The organism is Colwellia sp. BRX9-1 (assembly GCF_014077195.1).
Classification (GTDB): Bacteria; Pseudomonadota; Gammaproteobacteria; order Enterobacterales; family Alteromonadaceae; genus Colwellia_A.
Genome location: NZ_JACGVM010000001.1, coordinates 257,658 through 274,225, shown reverse-complemented (window position 1 = coordinate 274,225; position 16,568 = coordinate 257,658). Strand labels below are relative to the sequence as shown.

At 38.5% G+C, this 16,568-nt stretch carries 13 protein-coding genes; 1 reads left to right on the top strand and 12 read right to left on the bottom strand.

The annotated features are described in order from the left end of the window. Positions 1-160 precede the first annotated feature (160 nt). Together guaA and guaB are read right to left on the bottom strand one after the other, a co-directional pair. Positions 161-1,738 carry a glutamine-hydrolyzing GMP synthase gene (gene guaA, locus H4J76_RS01345; protein WP_182221150.1) on the bottom strand — a complete coding sequence of 526 codons (1,578 nt, stop codon included), beginning with the start codon at positions 1,736-1,738 and terminating at the stop codon, positions 161-163. Positions 1,739-2,101: 363 nt separating this feature from the next. Further along, the gene (guaB, locus tag H4J76_RS01340; RefSeq protein ID WP_182229955.1) at positions 2,102-3,574 is read right to left on the bottom strand and encodes an IMP dehydrogenase; all 1,473 of its coding nucleotides are present in this window, start codon (positions 3,572-3,574) and stop codon (positions 2,102-2,104) included. 439 nt (positions 3,575-4,013) lie between these two features. Between guaB and xseA the strand changes: the two genes are divergently transcribed. Next, positions 4,014-5,357, top strand: coding sequence for an exodeoxyribonuclease VII large subunit (xseA, locus tag H4J76_RS01335; protein WP_182229954.1), 1,344 nt, complete (start codon positions 4,014-4,016; stop codon positions 5,355-5,357). Here the strand turns inward: xseA and H4J76_RS01330 are convergent. The 10 genes from H4J76_RS01330 to ndk all read right to left on the bottom strand — a co-directional run bounded on the left by H4J76_RS01330 (position 5,354) and on the right by ndk (position 16,540). Beyond that, positions 5,354-6,037: a PilZ domain-containing protein gene (locus H4J76_RS01330; RefSeq protein ID WP_182213275.1), complete on the bottom strand. Its 684-nt coding sequence runs from the start codon at positions 6,035-6,037 to the stop codon at positions 5,354-5,356. The two genes, xseA and H4J76_RS01330, sit on opposite strands and share 4 nt — an antisense overlap. A gap of 107 nt (positions 6,038-6,144) precedes the next feature. Then, positions 6,145-7,605 (bottom strand): ribosome biogenesis GTPase Der, encoded by a 1,461-nt coding sequence (gene der, locus H4J76_RS01325; RefSeq protein WP_182213273.1) that lies wholly within the window; start codon positions 7,603-7,605, stop codon positions 6,145-6,147. Between the two features lie 133 nt (positions 7,606-7,738). Beyond that, positions 7,739-8,944 (bottom strand): outer membrane protein assembly factor BamB, encoded by a 1,206-nt coding sequence (gene bamB / locus H4J76_RS01320; protein WP_182229953.1) that lies wholly within the window; start codon positions 8,942-8,944, stop codon positions 7,739-7,741. A gap of 17 nt (positions 8,945-8,961) precedes the next feature. Next, positions 8,962-9,600 carry a tetratricopeptide repeat protein gene (locus H4J76_RS01315; RefSeq protein ID WP_182221153.1) on the bottom strand — a complete coding sequence of 213 codons (639 nt, stop codon included), beginning with the start codon at positions 9,598-9,600 and terminating at the stop codon, positions 8,962-8,964. A 9-nt stretch (positions 9,601-9,609) separates the two neighbouring features. After that, positions 9,610-10,884 (bottom strand): histidine--tRNA ligase, encoded by a 1,275-nt coding sequence (gene hisS, locus H4J76_RS01310; RefSeq protein WP_182229952.1) that lies wholly within the window; start codon positions 10,882-10,884, stop codon positions 9,610-9,612. Between the two features lie 184 nt (positions 10,885-11,068). Beyond that, positions 11,069-12,187 carry a flavodoxin-dependent (E)-4-hydroxy-3-methylbut-2-enyl-diphosphate synthase gene (gene ispG, locus H4J76_RS01305; protein ID WP_070374804.1) on the bottom strand — a complete coding sequence of 373 codons (1,119 nt, stop codon included), beginning with the start codon at positions 12,185-12,187 and terminating at the stop codon, positions 11,069-11,071. A 68-nt stretch (positions 12,188-12,255) separates the two neighbouring features. After that, positions 12,256-13,254 carry a RodZ domain-containing protein gene (locus H4J76_RS01300; protein ID WP_182229951.1) on the bottom strand — a complete coding sequence of 333 codons (999 nt, stop codon included), beginning with the start codon at positions 13,252-13,254 and terminating at the stop codon, positions 12,256-12,258. After that, positions 13,251-14,474 carry a type IV pilus biogenesis/stability protein PilW gene (pilW, locus tag H4J76_RS01295; protein ID WP_182229950.1) on the bottom strand — a complete coding sequence of 408 codons (1,224 nt, stop codon included), beginning with the start codon at positions 14,472-14,474 and terminating at the stop codon, positions 13,251-13,253. Before pilW ends, H4J76_RS01300 begins: the two co-directional genes overlap by 4 nt. A 122-nt stretch (positions 14,475-14,596) precedes the next feature. Further along, a complete protein-coding gene (locus tag H4J76_RS01290) occupies positions 14,597-15,769 on the bottom strand; it encodes a bifunctional tRNA (adenosine(37)-C2)-methyltransferase TrmG/ribosomal RNA large subunit methyltransferase RlmN (protein WP_070374807.1) in 1,173 nt (390 codons plus the stop codon). A gap of 339 nt (positions 15,770-16,108) precedes the next feature. Then, positions 16,109-16,540: a nucleoside-diphosphate kinase gene (ndk, locus tag H4J76_RS01285; RefSeq protein WP_070374808.1), complete on the bottom strand. Its 432-nt coding sequence runs from the start codon at positions 16,538-16,540 to the stop codon at positions 16,109-16,111. Between the last annotated feature and the right edge of the window lie 28 nt (positions 16,541-16,568).

Sequence of the window (16,568 nt, the reverse complement as noted above, 5' to 3'; positions counted from 1 at the left end):
AGCCTTCAACTCTTTTGAAGGCTAAATATATTTCCTTTTCATCACTAACATCTCTCATCATCACCTACTTTATTTTTACACGCTAAAACAATAAGTAAAAAAAAAGCCCTAACATTTAAATGCTAAGGCTATTATTATTTATAAGTAATAAAAGTGCTGTTTATTCCCACTCAATCGTCGCGGGTGGTTTACCTGAAATATCATAAACGACACGTGAAATACCATCAATTTCGTTAATGATCCGATTAGACACTAAACCTAAGAAATCATAAGGCAAATGTGACCAACGTGCTGTCATAAAGTCGATGGTTTCAACACAACGTAATGATACAACCCAATCATATTTACGGGCATCGCCCATAACTCCTACTGATTTTACCGGTAAAAATACGGTAAACGCTTGGCTTACTTTGGTGTATAAATCATGCTTGTGTAATTCTTCAATGAAAATAGCATCGGCACGACGTAATAAATCAGCATATTCCTTTTTAACTTCACCTAAAATACGTACACCCAACCCAGGGCCAGGAAACGGATGACGGTAAAGCATATCGTACGGTAAGCCAAGCTCTAAACCTATTTTACGTACTTCATCTTTAAATAACTCACGTAATGGTTCAACTAAGCCTAGTTTCATGTAATCAGGTAAGCCGCCAACATTATGATGTGATTTAATAACATGCGCTTTACCGGTCGCTGAGGCCGCCGATTCAATGACGTCAGGATAAATAGTGCCCTGTGCTAACCATTTGGCATTATCTAACTTATTCGACTCTTCTTCGAAAACATCAATAAAAACATTACCAATAATTTTACGTTTTGCTTCTGGCTCACTTTCACCCGCTAAGCGGTCTAAAAATCTATCTTCAGCTTCAATTTTTATAATATTTAAACCAAAGTGATCACCAAACATATCCATGACTTGCTGGCCTTCATCTAAACGAAGTAAACCATTATCAACAAATACACAGGTCAATTTATCGCCAATCGCTCGATGTAATAACATAGCAACTACTGATGAATCAACACCGCCTGAAAGACCTAAGATAACTTCGTCGTCGCCGACTTGAGCTTTCATTTTTGCAATAGCATCATCAATGATTGATGATGAAGTCCATAATTTTTCACACTGGCAAATTTCAACAACAAAGTTTTCTAAAATGCGTAAACCTTGTTTAGTGTGGGTCACTTCAGGGTGAAACTGCACACCATAGAATTGCTTTTCTTCGTTTGCCATTGCTGCATAAGCACAACTTGCTGTTTGTGCAACCGTAACAAAGCCTGTTGGTATAGCTGACACTTTATCGCCGTGGCTCATCCAGACATCTAGTAAAGCATTACCGTTAGTACCAATACTGTCTTCAACATTGTTGAATAACGCAGATTTAGCAATAAGTTCAACCGCGGCATAACCAAACTCTTTGTGCGTTGAACTTTCAACACCACCACCAAGTTGTTCAGCCATTGTTTGCATGCCATAGCAAATACCTAGAACAGGAACGCCAGCGTTATAAACATATTCAGGTGCACGAGGTGAATTTTCTGCAGTGACCGACTCAGGGCCGCCAGCTAGAATGATACCTGTTGGGTTAAAACCTTTAATTTGCTCTTCGGTTACATCCCAAGACCAAAGTTCACAATAAACACCTATTTCACGTACGCGACGAGCAATTAGCTGAGTATATTGTGAACCAAAATCTAAAATTAGTATTCGGTGATCATGAATGTCTTTACTCATGTTGTTTTCCTACTTTAACGCTCGTTATGTCTAAACTTTATACTGCGTTGTATTCGTAATGAAACAAAATAATTTATAAAACCTTATTTATAATAAGATAAGTCATTTGTTTAATTACTCAACAGCCTTGCCTAAAGCTCATTCATTTAGAGCGGATTTATAAAATGAACAGGCTGAGTTATTTATTGATAACTCAGCCTGTAGAATCTTTTGTTTTCCAGTTACCTAAAAGTAACTAAGAATATTTTCAGTGCATCAAGTTGAGAGTATTTTAGCTCTAGTTCAAGGCGATAGCGCGGAGTTGACGATAGTCAATGAGCACTTGCAACGCAGAAATAGAGTTAAATAACTCAACCGATATTACTACCCCATACGATAGTTTGGTGCTTCTTTGGTGATGGTTACGTCATGGACATGCGACTCACCCATACCTGCCGAGGTAATTTTCATAAACTCGGGTTTAGTTCGCATGGTCTCAATATCTTTACTGCCGGTTAAACCCATTGATGAGCGTAATCCGCCCATCTGCTGGTGGATAATTGCAGAAACAGGTCCTTTATAAGCGACACGACCTTCAATACCTTCCGGTACCAACTTGTCAGCTTCGCCATCAGATTTTTGGAAATAACGATCACTTGAACCTTCTTTCTGGCTCATTGCGCCTAAAGAGCCCATACCGCGATATGATTTGTAATAGCGACCTTGATAAAGTTCTACTTCGCCAGGTGCTTCTTCGGTTCCAGCAAACATACTACCAACCATCACACAATGCGCGCCAGCAACCAGTGCTTTAGCAATATCACCAGAGAATCGAATACCACCATCGGCAATAACAGGAATGCCAGTACCTTTAAGCGCTTCTACTGCATTTGAGATAGCCGTTAATTGTGGTACTCCAACGCCAGTTACAATACGCGTAGTACATATTGAACCTGGGCCTATACCAACTTTAACCGCATCTACGCCAACATCGGCTAATGCTTTTGCACCAGCCCCTGTTGCCACATTGCCAGCAACAATTTGTAAGTCAGGATATTTTTGACGGGTTTCTTTTACTCGATCAAGAACACCTTGGGAATGACCATGTGAAGTATCAATTAATAAGACGTCAACACCTGCGGCAACTAACGCGTCAATACGTTCATCAGTACCCGCGCCAACACCGACAGCGGCGCCCACTCGTAAACGACCTAATTTATCTTTACAAGCATTAGGTTTACTTTCAGCTTTTTGATAATCTTTAGCGGTGATCAAACCCACTAATTTAAAGGCATCATCAACCACTAAAATTTTCTCAATACGGTTACTGTGCATTAAGCCAAGTATTTCTTCACGCGCGGCACCTTCTTTAACCGTGACTAATTTTTCTTTAGTCGTCATTAACGCTGAGACAGGCTTAGTTAGGTCTGTTTCAAAGCGTAAATCACGGCCAGTAATTATACCGGTAAGATTGCCATCCTCATCAACAACAGGGAAACCTGAAAAGCCAAGATCATCAGCTTTATGCATGACTTCTTCAATAGTAAAGTTAGCATTGACGGTCACGGGATCGGAAACAATACCACTTTCGTATTTTTTAACTTTTAATACGTTAGCCGCTTGCTCAGCGATGGTCATGTTTTTATGAATAAAACCTAAACCACCTTCTTGCGCTAGTGTAATAGCTAAAGGTGCTTCAGTAACTGTATCCATAGATGCAGATACCATAGGTATATTTAAATTAATTTTACGGGTTAATTTAGTTTTTAAATCGGCCGTATGTGGGAGTACTTCTGAATGAGCAGGTACAAGTAATACATCATCAAAAGTTAGTGCTTCTTGGGCAATTCTTAGCATCGCAACATCTCTCTAAAAAGGTTGGTTAGGGAGTGAATATTGCGGCAGAATTTTAACCGTTTTGTGGTTTAAGAACAACTTAAATTTAACGATAAACTGAAATAATTATCTCTGAGGAGTTTAAAGGAATATATAATTTACTGGTTCCACTTTAATAGGTAAGATCCAAAGGGAATTATAAACGCCTTTAAGCAAGATATTGATTGAAAATAATAGTTATTCTATTATTGAAATCAATAACGTAAAATAAAGTGTTCATAAGCCCCCTTCGGGAATCGGAATAAGTAATACGCGTCGTTACATTTTATTTAAGGGAATAACCTTTAACAAAAATATGTGCTTAGATTATGATTCGCTTAGGTTTGCTGAAACATTCATATTCAAGCAAAGCAGATATATCGACTCAAATCGCCTTAACATTAGATAAAGTAAGTATTTTATGGCTACGCAGCACATTTTACAGATAAGTGAACTGACGAGAAAAGTTAAGTTCATGCTAGAAAGTGAACTTAATACCGTATGGTTGTGTGGTGAAATCTCAAATTTCATTGCTGCTAGCTCGGGTCATTGGTATTTGTCACTCAAAGACAGTAAATCGCAAGTGCGTTGCGCAATGTTTAAGGGCAACAATCGACGAGTAAGGTTAGCGGGTGGTTCAACGCCTCGCAACGGCCAACAAGTGTTAGTACGCGCCAAGGTTTCTTTGTATGAGCCACGAGGTGATTTTCAATTAATTATTGAAATGATGGAGGATGCGGGTGAAGGTTTATTGCGACAACAATTTGAGCAATTAAAAAGTAAGCTCAATGCACAAGGTTTGTTTGCTCAGCAGTTCAAGCAAGCCATTCCTAAAAATATTAACACGGTTGGCATAGTTACCTCGCCAACGGGTGCTGCAGTTAAAGATATTATATCTGTTTTGCAAAGACGTAATCCAGCAATTACTATCGTTATATACCCTGCACTTGTGCAAGGCGAGCATGCTAAGAATGACATTGTTCATGCCATCGATATCGCTAATCAACGTGAAGAATGCCAAGTATTAATTGTTGGTCGTGGAGGAGGCTCTCTAGAAGACTTATGGAGCTTTAATGAAGAAGACGTAGTGAATGCTATTTTTCATAGCCGCATTCCAATTATCAGCGCTGTCGGTCATGAGATAGACACAACATTAAGTGATCTCGTTGCTGATTTAAGAGCGCCAACACCTTCAGCAGCGGCAGAACTGGTTTCACAAGACAATAGTGAGTTACAAAGTCGCTTACAAGAATTATCAAAGCGGGCTCAGCAGTTATTTACTCAAAAAGTAAAACAAGAAAACTCAGACCTACAAAACCTTAATCATCGCTTAACGCAAGTTCATCCAGAAAGAAAACTTCAGCAGCATCAACAAAAATCAGATGAATTGAATATTCGTTTAGATAAAGCAATAAAACGTGAATTGGCACGTTTCAAACAAAAACCCGAAAAGTTAGTACGCGATTTACAACACGTAGATCCAACAAAAGTGATCATTCAACATCAAAGTACCTTGCGCCACTTAGATGACAGATTACAACGGGCATTAGACGTTAGCGTAAAAAATAAATCTGAGCACTTTGTTAGCATTATTGAGCAGCTCCATATTGTCAGTCCGCTCGCGACTATTGCCCGTGGTTATAGTGTCAGTCGAAATAGTCATCAGCAAATTGTTCGCACAAAAGATCAAGTGAGTATTGGCGATGAAATATCTATTCAAGTCAGTGATGGTCGTATTTTAAGCCAAGTTATTGATAAGATTTAATTTTCAGCAATAACGGCATGCTGAAGTAACTTTATCACTGATGCTTTACTTTTTTCTTCAAACTTTAAACCGATACAAAGGCCATTAGCTTGTGATTTGTAGCTACAGGTTTCTGCAGAAAACTTTAAATTTCCTAATCCTTGAAAGTCTTCGACAATTAATTCGACAGATTTATTTTTTTCCATCACTAACGACTCGCCGTTAGTGATCAATACTTGGCAGCCATTAACAGAAATATCTATAATGGTCGCTTGCCAATATTCTTTAGCAATATTTATCTTAGCAACAATATCGGTATCAATGCGCATCGCTGAACGTAAGCTTTGTAAGCTAACAGAACGTGGAAAATCAAGGACAATTAATCTCGAAGGTATTTGTAAGGTTTGTTTAACATTACTGATAAAAGCAACCACCGCGCCCTCATGCCCTTCAATTAAACCTCGCACCGTAATACCAGCACCTTGGGTAATATATTGGGAAAAATTCCCTAATTTATTTGCATCAGGAAATTGCACTAAAACATAATGCTTGGGGAGGTAGCCAATGAAGGTGCTACGAAACTTTGCTTTTTGTCCGGCTGGTGTGGCTATATCGATAGTAATCGTTGAGCCTGACTGCAATAAGCCAAGGTTTCTGTCTAAGCGGTTAACCAATGCAATTTTTTTAGGAGTGGCTGCCATAATGTTAACATTTAAGAATAAGTATTTTAAATGTAGCACTTAGCAAAAAGCCAATCAAATGATTGGCTTCAGTAATGTTAAATTATTATCAAAAAAAACGTAAGTTTTTAGTCTTTCTTATAACCTTCAGTAGCTCTGGCCATTTTCTTTTGCTCGGTATAAGTTAACTTTTTCTTGCCAGCAAACGGGTTACTTGTTTCTCTAAACTCAATTCTAATCGGCGTACCCATTATTTTTAATGATTTACGGTAATAATTCATTAAATAGCGTTTATATGAAACAGGAAGCTTTTTGGCTAAATTACCATGAATAACAATGATAGGTGGATTATAACCACCGGCATGCGCATATTTAAGCTTAATGCGACGTCCTTGACTCATCGGTGGTTGATGATCAAACGTGGCCATATCTAATATTTTGGTAACCATTGAGGTAGATATACGTTTAGTTGCTGAAATGAAAGCTTCTTCAACTGACTCATATAAATGGCCAACACCGGTACCGTGTAAAGCAGAGATAAAGTGGATACGTGCAAAATCAATAAAACCTAAACGACGATCTAATTCGGTTTTAATACGATCTTTAACATGCTCTTCTAAACCATCCCATTTATTAACCGCAAGTACCAAAGAACGACCTGCTTCTAAAATAAAGCCCAGTAAACTTAAATCTTGATCGGTAATACCTTCACGAGCATCAATAATTAACAAACAAACATTGGCATCTTCTATGGCACGTAGTGTTTTAATAACAGAATACTTTTCTACAACATCAGTCACGTTTTTACGACGACGAATACCTGCAGTATCAATTAATGTATATTCACGGCCATCATGTTCCATCGGGATATAGACACTATCGCGAGTGGTACCTGGGGCATCAAAAACAACAACGCGGTCTTCACCTAAGATACGGTTAGTCAGTGTTGACTTACCCACATTAGGCTTACCAATGATAGCAAGTTTGATTTTATCATTTTCAAACGGTGCTTCAGCAATTTTTTCTTCATCAGTTTTAGCTGAGAATTCTTGTGAACCATCAAACTCATCATTTTCACGTGCTTCACCAAGTGCTTCTATATGAGGTGTTAATGCCAGTGTTAATAATTGTGTAACACCACGACCATGCGCGGCGGCAATTTTATGAACGGTATCACCCAGTGATAATTCATAAAATTCAGCAACGGCAGAATCAGCATCAATACCATCAACTTTATTCGCAACCAAAAATATTTTCTTATTTTGTTTACGAAGGTAGTCAGCGATACCGATATCCGCTGATGTTAAACCATCACGAGCATCAACCATAAATAAAACAGCATCGGCTTCTGCTATCGCCATTAATGACTGTTCGGCCATTAATGCGTCAATACCCTGTTCATTACCATTAATACCGCCGGTATCAATAACAATAAATGGATGATCTTCTACTTTCGCTTGACCATATTGACGGTCACGCGTTAAGCCAGGATAATCTGCTACGAGAGCATCTCGGCTTCGGGTTAATCGGTTAAATAACGTCGATTTGCCAACATTAGGACGTCCGACAAGTGCAACAACTGGAAGCATGTTTACCTCTATAAATTCATTTGTAGAGTAAACAACGTCATGCAAAATGCAAAACTTTTACTCTATTTAATAACAAACAACGGCTCCAATGCATTCTGCAATGGAGCCGTTTAATTCTAGCTGATAAAAAGACTTATGGAATTTTTATCGCTTGCAAATCACCATTACGTGATTGTGCGTAAATAATATTTTCGTGTACCGTGGGTGCTATATTTAAACCGCTACTGTCAACTTCATGACGTCCAACGATATCACCTGTTGTTTGGTCGATAAAATGAAGATAGCCTTCAAAGTCGCCAACAACAATATAATCACCAATAATAGCAGGACCGGTAACACCACGATTAGTCAGTGCAAGTTGGCTCCACTTTTCAAAACCGTTTAAACGGTCAACCGCATAAATATGGCCTTTAATATCAGTTAAAAATAGGCTGTTACCACTAATAGCCATATCATGATATGACGAATACTGACGTTCCCAAATCATCCGACCGGTACGTAAATCTATAGCGGTCAAATTACCCTTTACAGAAATACTATAAACTTTATCGCCATAAATAAGTGGCGCAGAGTCAACATCTATGACTCGCTCTAATTGTGTCGAGCCACCGGCTTCACCAACTTCTACTGTCCAACCTTGTTGACCAGTTTCAAGAATATAGACGCTCATGGTTCCATTAGCTGAACCAACCATCACACCACCAGAAGAAATCGCTGGCGAACTAACACCACGTAACGTTAATGCTGGTACTTCTTGTTCGATTTGCCATTCATCTTGACCGTTCGAAGCATTAAAAGCCTTGATGACACCTGAAGCAGTATTGACAACTAAAATACCAGCATCAATGGCAGGAGCTGCAATAACTTCGCCTTTTACTTTTCCTTGCCAATCAAGCTTACCTGTATCAGCATCTAATGCGAATACTTCGCCATTTTCACTGCCAATAAAGACTTTTTGAATACCTAAAATCGGGCCGCCATTTAATAAAGCAGATTGTCGACGTTCAAAAAAGCCGCGTTCGCCTTTTACATCACTTAAATCTGTTGACCAAATTTCTTCACCATTTTCTAGTTCCAAAGCAACAACATCACCGTAACGACTAGCACTGTAAAGTTTGCCGTAAGCAACATTAGGTTTAATACGTGAAAAATAATCGCTAACACCATTACCGACACTGGTTTCCCAGAGCACATCAGCATCAAAAGCTTGTTTGATTTCTGTTAATTCAGCAACTTTAGTCGCTTCATCTTCTTCGTCAGTTGAAGAACAAGCGACAAGCCCTAAGGACACTAGCGCTATCACTAATAACTTTCTATTAAAGCGTAATTTTTTTAACATATGAATGATTAGCCTCTTTATTTAGCAATCGATGATAATTGGGCTAAATCATTTAATTTCATTTGTAAGGCACCATTATTTGTTTGACCTTCAACGTCAAGTGCTGCTTGATAAGCATTACGAGCAAGTTCTACTTTACCTTGCTTGAAATATGCATCGCCTTTAGTTTCTTCAATCGCACTTTTAAATGACTCTGGCAGTGTAACCGATAGGGTTGCCAATGCTTCAGTGTATTGCTCAAGTTGAATTTGCACACGCGCTAATCGAACACTTGCGATAGCTTTAATACCTTGATTGGTAGAGCTTTCAATAGCACTTGCCAAGTGAATAGCAACTTGTGGCCAATCTTTATGAGTAGCCGCTTCTTTTGCTAGCGCAAGCGCCGTTAATGAAGCGTAGCTAGAGTCTTTATTTTCAGCAATAAATTTACTTGCACTTGCTGAAAAAGCCTTTCCGTCTACACCAGCACTTTCCATCACTGTTTGATAAGCATCAGACGTTAAAACTTCATTCTCAAGTTGGGTATCTTTATATACGTTAAAGCCAATAAAACCAGCAAAACCTAAAACTAAACCGGCAATAACTGCAGTACCATTTTCTTTCCAAAAACCTTTGATGGCTTCGACTTGTTGTTCTTCTGTTTGATAAACGTCCACTACTTCACCTTAAATTAAACTGTTTAATAAAGCTGGCACTTGTTCAAGCGACACCTTCTGTTGTTCTTGTTGTCCACGCAAATACTTTATCGTCACGCTTTGCTCAGCAAGTTCATCTTCACCGATGATAATTGCTACTTGCGCACTCGATTTATCTGCCCGTTTCATTTGTTTTTTCATATTACCACCACCGCAGTGGTTTTGTATGCGAATATCTTTAACTTGGTCACGCCATTGTTCACTGAGTAGCGCTGCTTGAATATCAACCCCCTCACCTAAACCAATAACATAAACATCAACTTGTGCACGAATATTGTTAGCTTTTTCTAAGCTCGTTAACATGAGTACCAAGCGTTCAATGCCTAAGGCAAAACCAAATGCTGGTGTTGCTTTGCCACCAAGTTGTTCGACTAAGCCATCATAACGACCACCCGCACAAATAGTACCTTGTGCGCCTAAGCTGTCAGTCACCCATTCAAATACCGTACGATTGTAATAATCTAAACCGCGAACTAAGCGGTCATTAATCACATAGTTAATACCCGCAGCATCTAAACGCTGACAAACACCCGCAAAGTGAGCTTTAGATTCATCATCAAAATAATCACTTAATTTTGGTGCGCCCACTAAAGCGGCTTGTACATCTTTATTTTTACTGTCTAAAACGCGTAATGGATTAGTATGCATTCTGCGTTTAGAGTCTTCATCAAGCTGATCTTCTTTTTCTGTTAAGAAAACAACTAAAGCATCGCGATAATTTGCACGCTCTTCATTTGAACCTAACGAGTTTAGCTCTAGTGTGACAAACTCATTGATGCCAAGTTCCCGCCAAAGACGAGAAGTTAGCATAATAATTTCTGTGTCTATGTCAGGTGTTCCAATTCCAAAGGCTTCTAAGCCGAATTGGTGGAACTGACGATAACGACCTTTTTGTGGGCGTTCATGCCTAAACATTGGCCCCATGTACCATAAACGTTGTTCTTGGTTATATAATAAACCATGCTGATTGCCTGCACGCACACATGATGCTGTACCTTCTGGTCGCAGTGTTAAGCTATCACCGTTACGGTCATCAAAAGTGTACATCTCTTTTTCAACGATATCAGTAACTTCACCAATAGATCGTTTAAAAAGACCAGTAGACTCGACAATCGGCATACGTATTTCAGCAAAACCATAGCTACTAGCAACTCGGCGTAAAACTGATTCAACCATTTGCCAAATAGGAGTTTCAGTGGGTAAACAGTCGTTCATCCCTCTGACGGCTTGTAATGTTTTGCTCAAAGTAAGGCTCTCTTTCATCTATTGTATAAAATAGATATTTATATAAAACGGGAAAAATTAAGTGCAGCGCGCATTATAGGCAGTTTGAGACGAAACGTAAATAGTACAGCTGTGATACCTCAAAATGCAGGTTTCAACTGAACTGTCACCGCTATAACGTTTCGCTCTTTTTAAAGCTATTTTATTACTCTATTTCTTTAAATTTTATTTTGTAAGCCGCATCAAGAAGCTTCGCTTTAGCACGAATTCGCTCTTCGAGCTGGTCTACTAAGTTATTATTATCAAAACGGTCTTTTTGACGGATGCCATCTAAATAATAACCACTTTTTCGGCTACTACCCGTTAAGCCCAAATCAGAAATAATCGCTTCACCCGGACCATTAACAATACAACCAATAATAGAAACATCCATTGGCGTTAATATATCTTCAATACGTTGTTCTAACGCATTAACGGTGGCGATAACATCAAACTCTTGGCGAGAACAGCTTGGACAAGCAATAAGATTGATACCTCGACTACGTAATTTTAGTGACTTTAAAATATCAAAACCGACTTTAATTTCTTCTATGGGATCTGCTGCCAAAGAAATGCGTAACGTGTCGCCAATTCCTTCAGCTAATAACAAGCCTAAACCTACAGAAGACTTTACTGAGCCAGAGCGCAAGCCACCTGCTTCGGTAATACCAAGGTGAAGTGGGTTATCAATCTGTTTTGCTAATAAACGGTAAGATTCGACCGCAAGAAATACATCTGAGGCTTTAACACTAACCTTAAACTGATCGAAATTAAGCCTATCTAGAATATCAACATGACGCATTGCCGATTCAAAAAGTGCTTCTGGCGTTGGTTCAGTATATTTTTCTTGGATATCCTTTTCTAATGAACCACCATTTACACCAATACGAATAGGAATATTTAAGTCACGTGCACATTCAACAACACTACGCACTCGGTCTTCGCGGCCGATATTACCAGGATTAATACGTAAACAATCTGCGCCATACTCAGCAACTTTTAAGGCGATTCGATAATCAAAATGGATATCAGCAACCAGTGGAACTTTCACTAGTTTTTTAATTTCGCGAAAGGCTTCGGCTGCATCCATCGTCGGTACGCTCACCCGAACAATATCAGCACCCACACCTTCTAATGCTTTAATTTGTGCAACGGTTGCTGCCACATCAGTCGTCAACGTATTGGTCATTGACTGCACAGTTATCGGTGCATCGCCACCAACAGGAACATTACCCACCATTATTTGACGAGATTTACGGCGGATGATTGGAGATTCTTTAAACATAATAATTCACAACTTTGGTGGTTTGTCACTTAAGCGCAACAAACGTTATTTATACAAAATGCTAATGACTAATTGGTAACAGGCAAAGTAAATTTAGCGATATTACCACTGTTAAACTGACTCATATCAATGACTTCATCGGCAAAGTTTATTGCCACTAATTCAGGTCTTCCTAGGGTAACATCAAAAGGTGCTTGCCCAGATATTGTCATAACGTAACCCAATTTTTTCACACCCCAAGCAATGCGCTCACCTGTTGAATCTGAAATATTTACCCAACAGTCACCAGAAAAAGTAAAAATGACTTCAGTTAAAGGCACTTCAGTCAATGCTTCCTCTGCTATTGGGGTATTTTCAACTGCAATGATGTCAGCTTCGCTCACTTGACTATTTTCTACATTAACCGCTGCGGGTGCAATATCACTACTTTGCGGCTCTAACACGGCAGTAGCTAAAGGTGCCTCAGTAATAGTTTTAGTCACGTTATCAATGTTAACTGTCGAAAGATCACTCGTTTTATTTTCGTTAACATCGTCAGCACTTTGAGTATTTATCTCAATATCTTCAGCCAGCGTTTGAGCTTGTTCTTTATTATTTTGCAACCACCACATCATAGTAGAACCAATGAGAATGGCTAAAATGATATAGCTTATCCACATAATACGATTACTTTCTGCTAACTTTTCCGTGCCTTTAGAAAAACTTTGTAGTTTAGAAACTTGAGCTTTAGCTATATTTAATTGTTCATAGCTTACCAATACATCATCTTGAGAAACATTAACTAATTTTGCATAGCTACGTAAATAGCCGCGATTATAAGTTTCCGGCAAATTACTATTAAACAACTCACTTTCTATCTCATTAACTAAAGTAAGACGAAAATTGAGTTTACTCGCAACCTCTTGCTGAGTTAAGCCTGCTTTTTTTCTAGCATCACTAAGAATTTGTCCCGGCCCAATGATTTTACTATTGTCAGAAAGGTCGTCTTCGGAACTGTTATGCAAGGGTTCTGATGATGCAGTAGCTTGTGCCTTTTTGATATTATTAGGCGTTTCAACATGGGTCATTGGGTTTTCTCTTGTTCAACTTTATTAGTAGCATTGTTGGTTGGCATAGTATCAGTATGCTCTGGTAAATAAACATAGAACGTTTGGCCTAGCTTTAAAATATCGCTACGAGTAATATTATTCCAGCGCTCTAGTGTCTTCATATGAATATTGTATTTTTTTGAGAGGCTAAATAAACTGTCGCCTTTGACAATAATATGTGTTTTTGCTTCAAGGTTATCCTTTAACTGTTCTTGGGTATCCTTGATACTCATCGTCTCTACGTCAGTACTTTTAGCAACTGTTGCTTTTTTAGCCTGTTGTTTTAGCCGTTTTTTTTGGGGCTTGTTCGGTGATAAAACAACGACACGTTTCGGCGGTAAAGCGTCACTAGTTGTTAATATCGATGCTTGATAAATCTTTGCTAAGTCATCCGCTTCAGTATGCTCAAGCGCATTTAAAATATATTGCTTAGCTTGGTAAGAAGTTGGGAACATTTTTACCAACATACTGGCATAATTTTTAGCTGTACGATAATTGCGCTGCTTTTCAAAAACCTTATAAGCCAATGAAAGTGCTTCAGGACTAAAGCGACGAGTTGCTTTTTCATAACGTTTCACATAACGTTGCGCGGATTTATAATCACCAATAGCGTACTGTAAGCGAACCATTTGTAATAAAGCTGATGCACGATTAGGACTATGCTGAATAGATTTTGTAAAGTATTTTTCAGCCTTAACAAATTCACCGGCTTTTAGTTGACAAAGCGCCAGGTTTTCGTAACTTTGCGAGACCATTAAGTAGGTTGGGATTGCTATCGCTTTTAAAGTGTATTTTTCAGCGTCGGCATACTTTTCATGTCGACAAAGAAAAACCCCATAATTATTTAAGGTATCTGGATTTTTTTCATCGATTGATAACGCCTGTTCATAAGCATTGGTAGCAAGCTGTGATTCGCCAACCACATCATAATAATGAGCAAACGCCGTATAAACTTGGGATAAGTTCGGTGAAAAGCGCTTTGCTTTTTCCAAGTTTAACTTCGCTTGGCTAGTATTTCCCATCTTTAAATAGCCAAGACCTAATGAAATTCGAGTCATCGCCATTTCATTATTACTTGAGTCACTTTCTACTACAGGTATTGTACTGTCGTTCTCATAATTTTGTGTTACACACCCAGAAAGGACAATTAACAAAGCGATAACGCTCGTTATAAATAACCGCGGCAGAAATTTAATCATATGGCAGAATGTCACTTATCGTAATGTAATAATTACAGATTATACCTATACCCGATCTACTTCAAGATGCTTGTTGAACTAGTATGCTGTCGAACGGGTATAAATACCTCGAGAATAAAGTGTTAGACCAGTTTAACTGAAATCTCTTGGGCTTTAGACTCGTCATTTTTTGAAGAGTTCATTGCTGTTCGCTTTGTTCTATCAAAAACATCACCGGCTAATTGGCCACAAGCCGCATCAATATCATCACCACGGGTACGGCGAGTAATAACGGTTAAACCATATGACTGCAATACTTTATCAAAACGGTCAATACGTGAATTACTTGAACGTTTATAAGGCGATCCAGGGTAAGGATTAAACGGGATCAGATTGATTTTACTCGGTAAATCTTTCAAAGCGATAGCAAGTTCATGTGCTTGGTCAGTACTGTCATTAACATGATCTAACATCACATATTCAATCGTTGCCTGCTTATTAGCTTTTGAACCATCAATATAACGTCCAGCTGCCGCAATAAACTCTTCTAAAGGATACTTTTTGTTTATTGGGACCAATACATCACGAAGCTCGTTGTTACCCGCGTGAATTGAAATGGCTAATGCACAATCTATTTTTTCTTTTAACATATCAAGCGCCGGTACTACACCAGAAGTACTCACTGTTACTCGACGTTTTGAGAGGCCGTAGCCTAAATCATTTAACATAGTATCAAGCGCTGGAATTAAATTTTTCATATTTAAAAGCGGCTCGCCCATTCCCATCATAACAATATTAGTAATGGGACGTTTTCCAGCTATACGTGTCGCGCCAATATCATTAGCAACACGCCATACTTGACCAATAATTTCGCTCATAGACAAATTGCGATTAAAGCCTTGTTGCGCCGTGGCACAAAACGTACATTCAAGTGCACAACCGACTTGCGAGGATACACATAATGTTGCGCGATCGTTTTCAGGGATCCACACTGTTTCAACTTCTTGACCGCCTTCGAGGCGTAAAGAGTATTTTATCGTGCCGTCAGTTGATACTTGCTTTTCAGATATTTCTGGTGCACTAATTTCTGTTTCACGTTGTAATTTTTCACGTAATTTTTTGTTCAAATTAGTCATTAATTCAAAATCAGAGTAACCAAAATGATATATCCATTTCATCATTTGATCGGCACGAAATGGTTTTTCGCCAATTGAAGCAAAGTATTCACGCATCCCTTGATGGTCCAAGTTTAATAGATTTACTTTCTTCTTTACCGCAGATACGGTCGGGCTTACAACTTCAGTCACTTCACTCATGATTCACTACTTCTCAAACAACAAAATTACAAAAAACAATTGTACAGCTTTCATACAAAACATGACAATTTACAGATCAAATTATATCAAACCTTAACGTTTTTAATTAAATTTCTCTTTTTGTAAAACAGAGGGTTAGTAAATTAAAAAGCTTAAGGTTTATTATAACTCTAAAAATAACAAAAGGATTTTACTGGAAACAGTAAAACCCTTTAATATTCTATTTCTAGATTAAACTAAGTTAATGATGACAATTCAAAAAGGATAGCGCGGAGCTTACGTTAGTAAGTGAGCACTTTTCTTACAGAAGTTTCGCCATTAACAACGTTTAATATCAGATTAACGAGTACGTGGGCAAATTTCGTCATCTGAGAAGAAGTAAGCAATTTCACGTGCAGCAGATTCTAAAGCGTCAGAACCGTGAGCAGCATTTTCGTCGATGCTATCAGCAAGATCAGCACGGATAGTACCAGCAAGTGCTTCAGCTGGGTTAGTAGCACCCATGATTTCACGGTTTTTAAGAACAGCGTTTTCGCCTTCTAAAACTTGAACCATAACTGGACCAGAAGTCATGAATGAAACTAAAGCGCCAAAGAAAGGACGTTCGCTATGTTCAGCGTAAAAGCCTTCAGCTTTTTCTTGGCTTAAGTGAATCATTTTAGAAGCAACAATTTTTAAACCAGCAGTTTCAAAACGGTTATAAATTTGACCAATGAAGTTTTTAGCAACTGCGTCTGGTTTTACGATAGAAAAAGTACGTTCGATAGCCATGATAAGCCCTTATATATATTTTAGATAA

Coding starts and splice junctions, on each gene's coding strand:
- guaA (WP_182221150.1), bottom strand. CDS start 1,738: ATGAGTAAAGACATTCATGATCACCGAATACTAATTTTAGATTTTGGT.
- guaB (WP_182229955.1), bottom strand. CDS start 3,574: ATGCTAAGAATTGCCCAAGAAGCACTAACTTTTGATGATGTATTACTT.
- xseA (WP_182229954.1), top strand. CDS start 4,014: ATGGCTACGCAGCACATTTTACAGATAAGTGAACTGACGAGAAAAGTT.
- H4J76_RS01330 (WP_182213275.1), bottom strand. CDS start 6,037: ATGGCAGCCACTCCTAAAAAAATTGCATTGGTTAACCGCTTAGACAGA.
- der (WP_182213273.1), bottom strand. CDS start 7,605: ATGCTTCCAGTTGTTGCACTTGTCGGACGTCCTAATGTTGGCAAATCG.
- bamB (WP_182229953.1), bottom strand. CDS start 8,944: ATGTTAAAAAAATTACGCTTTAATAGAAAGTTATTAGTGATAGCGCTA.
- ispG (WP_070374804.1), bottom strand. CDS start 12,187: ATGTTTAAAGAATCTCCAATCATCCGCCGTAAATCTCGTCAAATAATG.
- H4J76_RS01300 (WP_182229951.1), bottom strand. CDS start 13,254: ATGACCCATGTTGAAACGCCTAATAATATCAAAAAGGCACAAGCTACT.
- pilW (WP_182229950.1), bottom strand. CDS start 14,474: ATGATTAAATTTCTGCCGCGGTTATTTATAACGAGCGTTATCGCTTTG.
- H4J76_RS01290 (WP_070374807.1), bottom strand. CDS start 15,769: ATGAGTGAAGTGACTGAAGTTGTAAGCCCGACCGTATCTGCGGTAAAG.
- ndk (WP_070374808.1), bottom strand. CDS start 16,540: ATGGCTATCGAACGTACTTTTTCTATCGTAAAACCAGACGCAGTTGCT.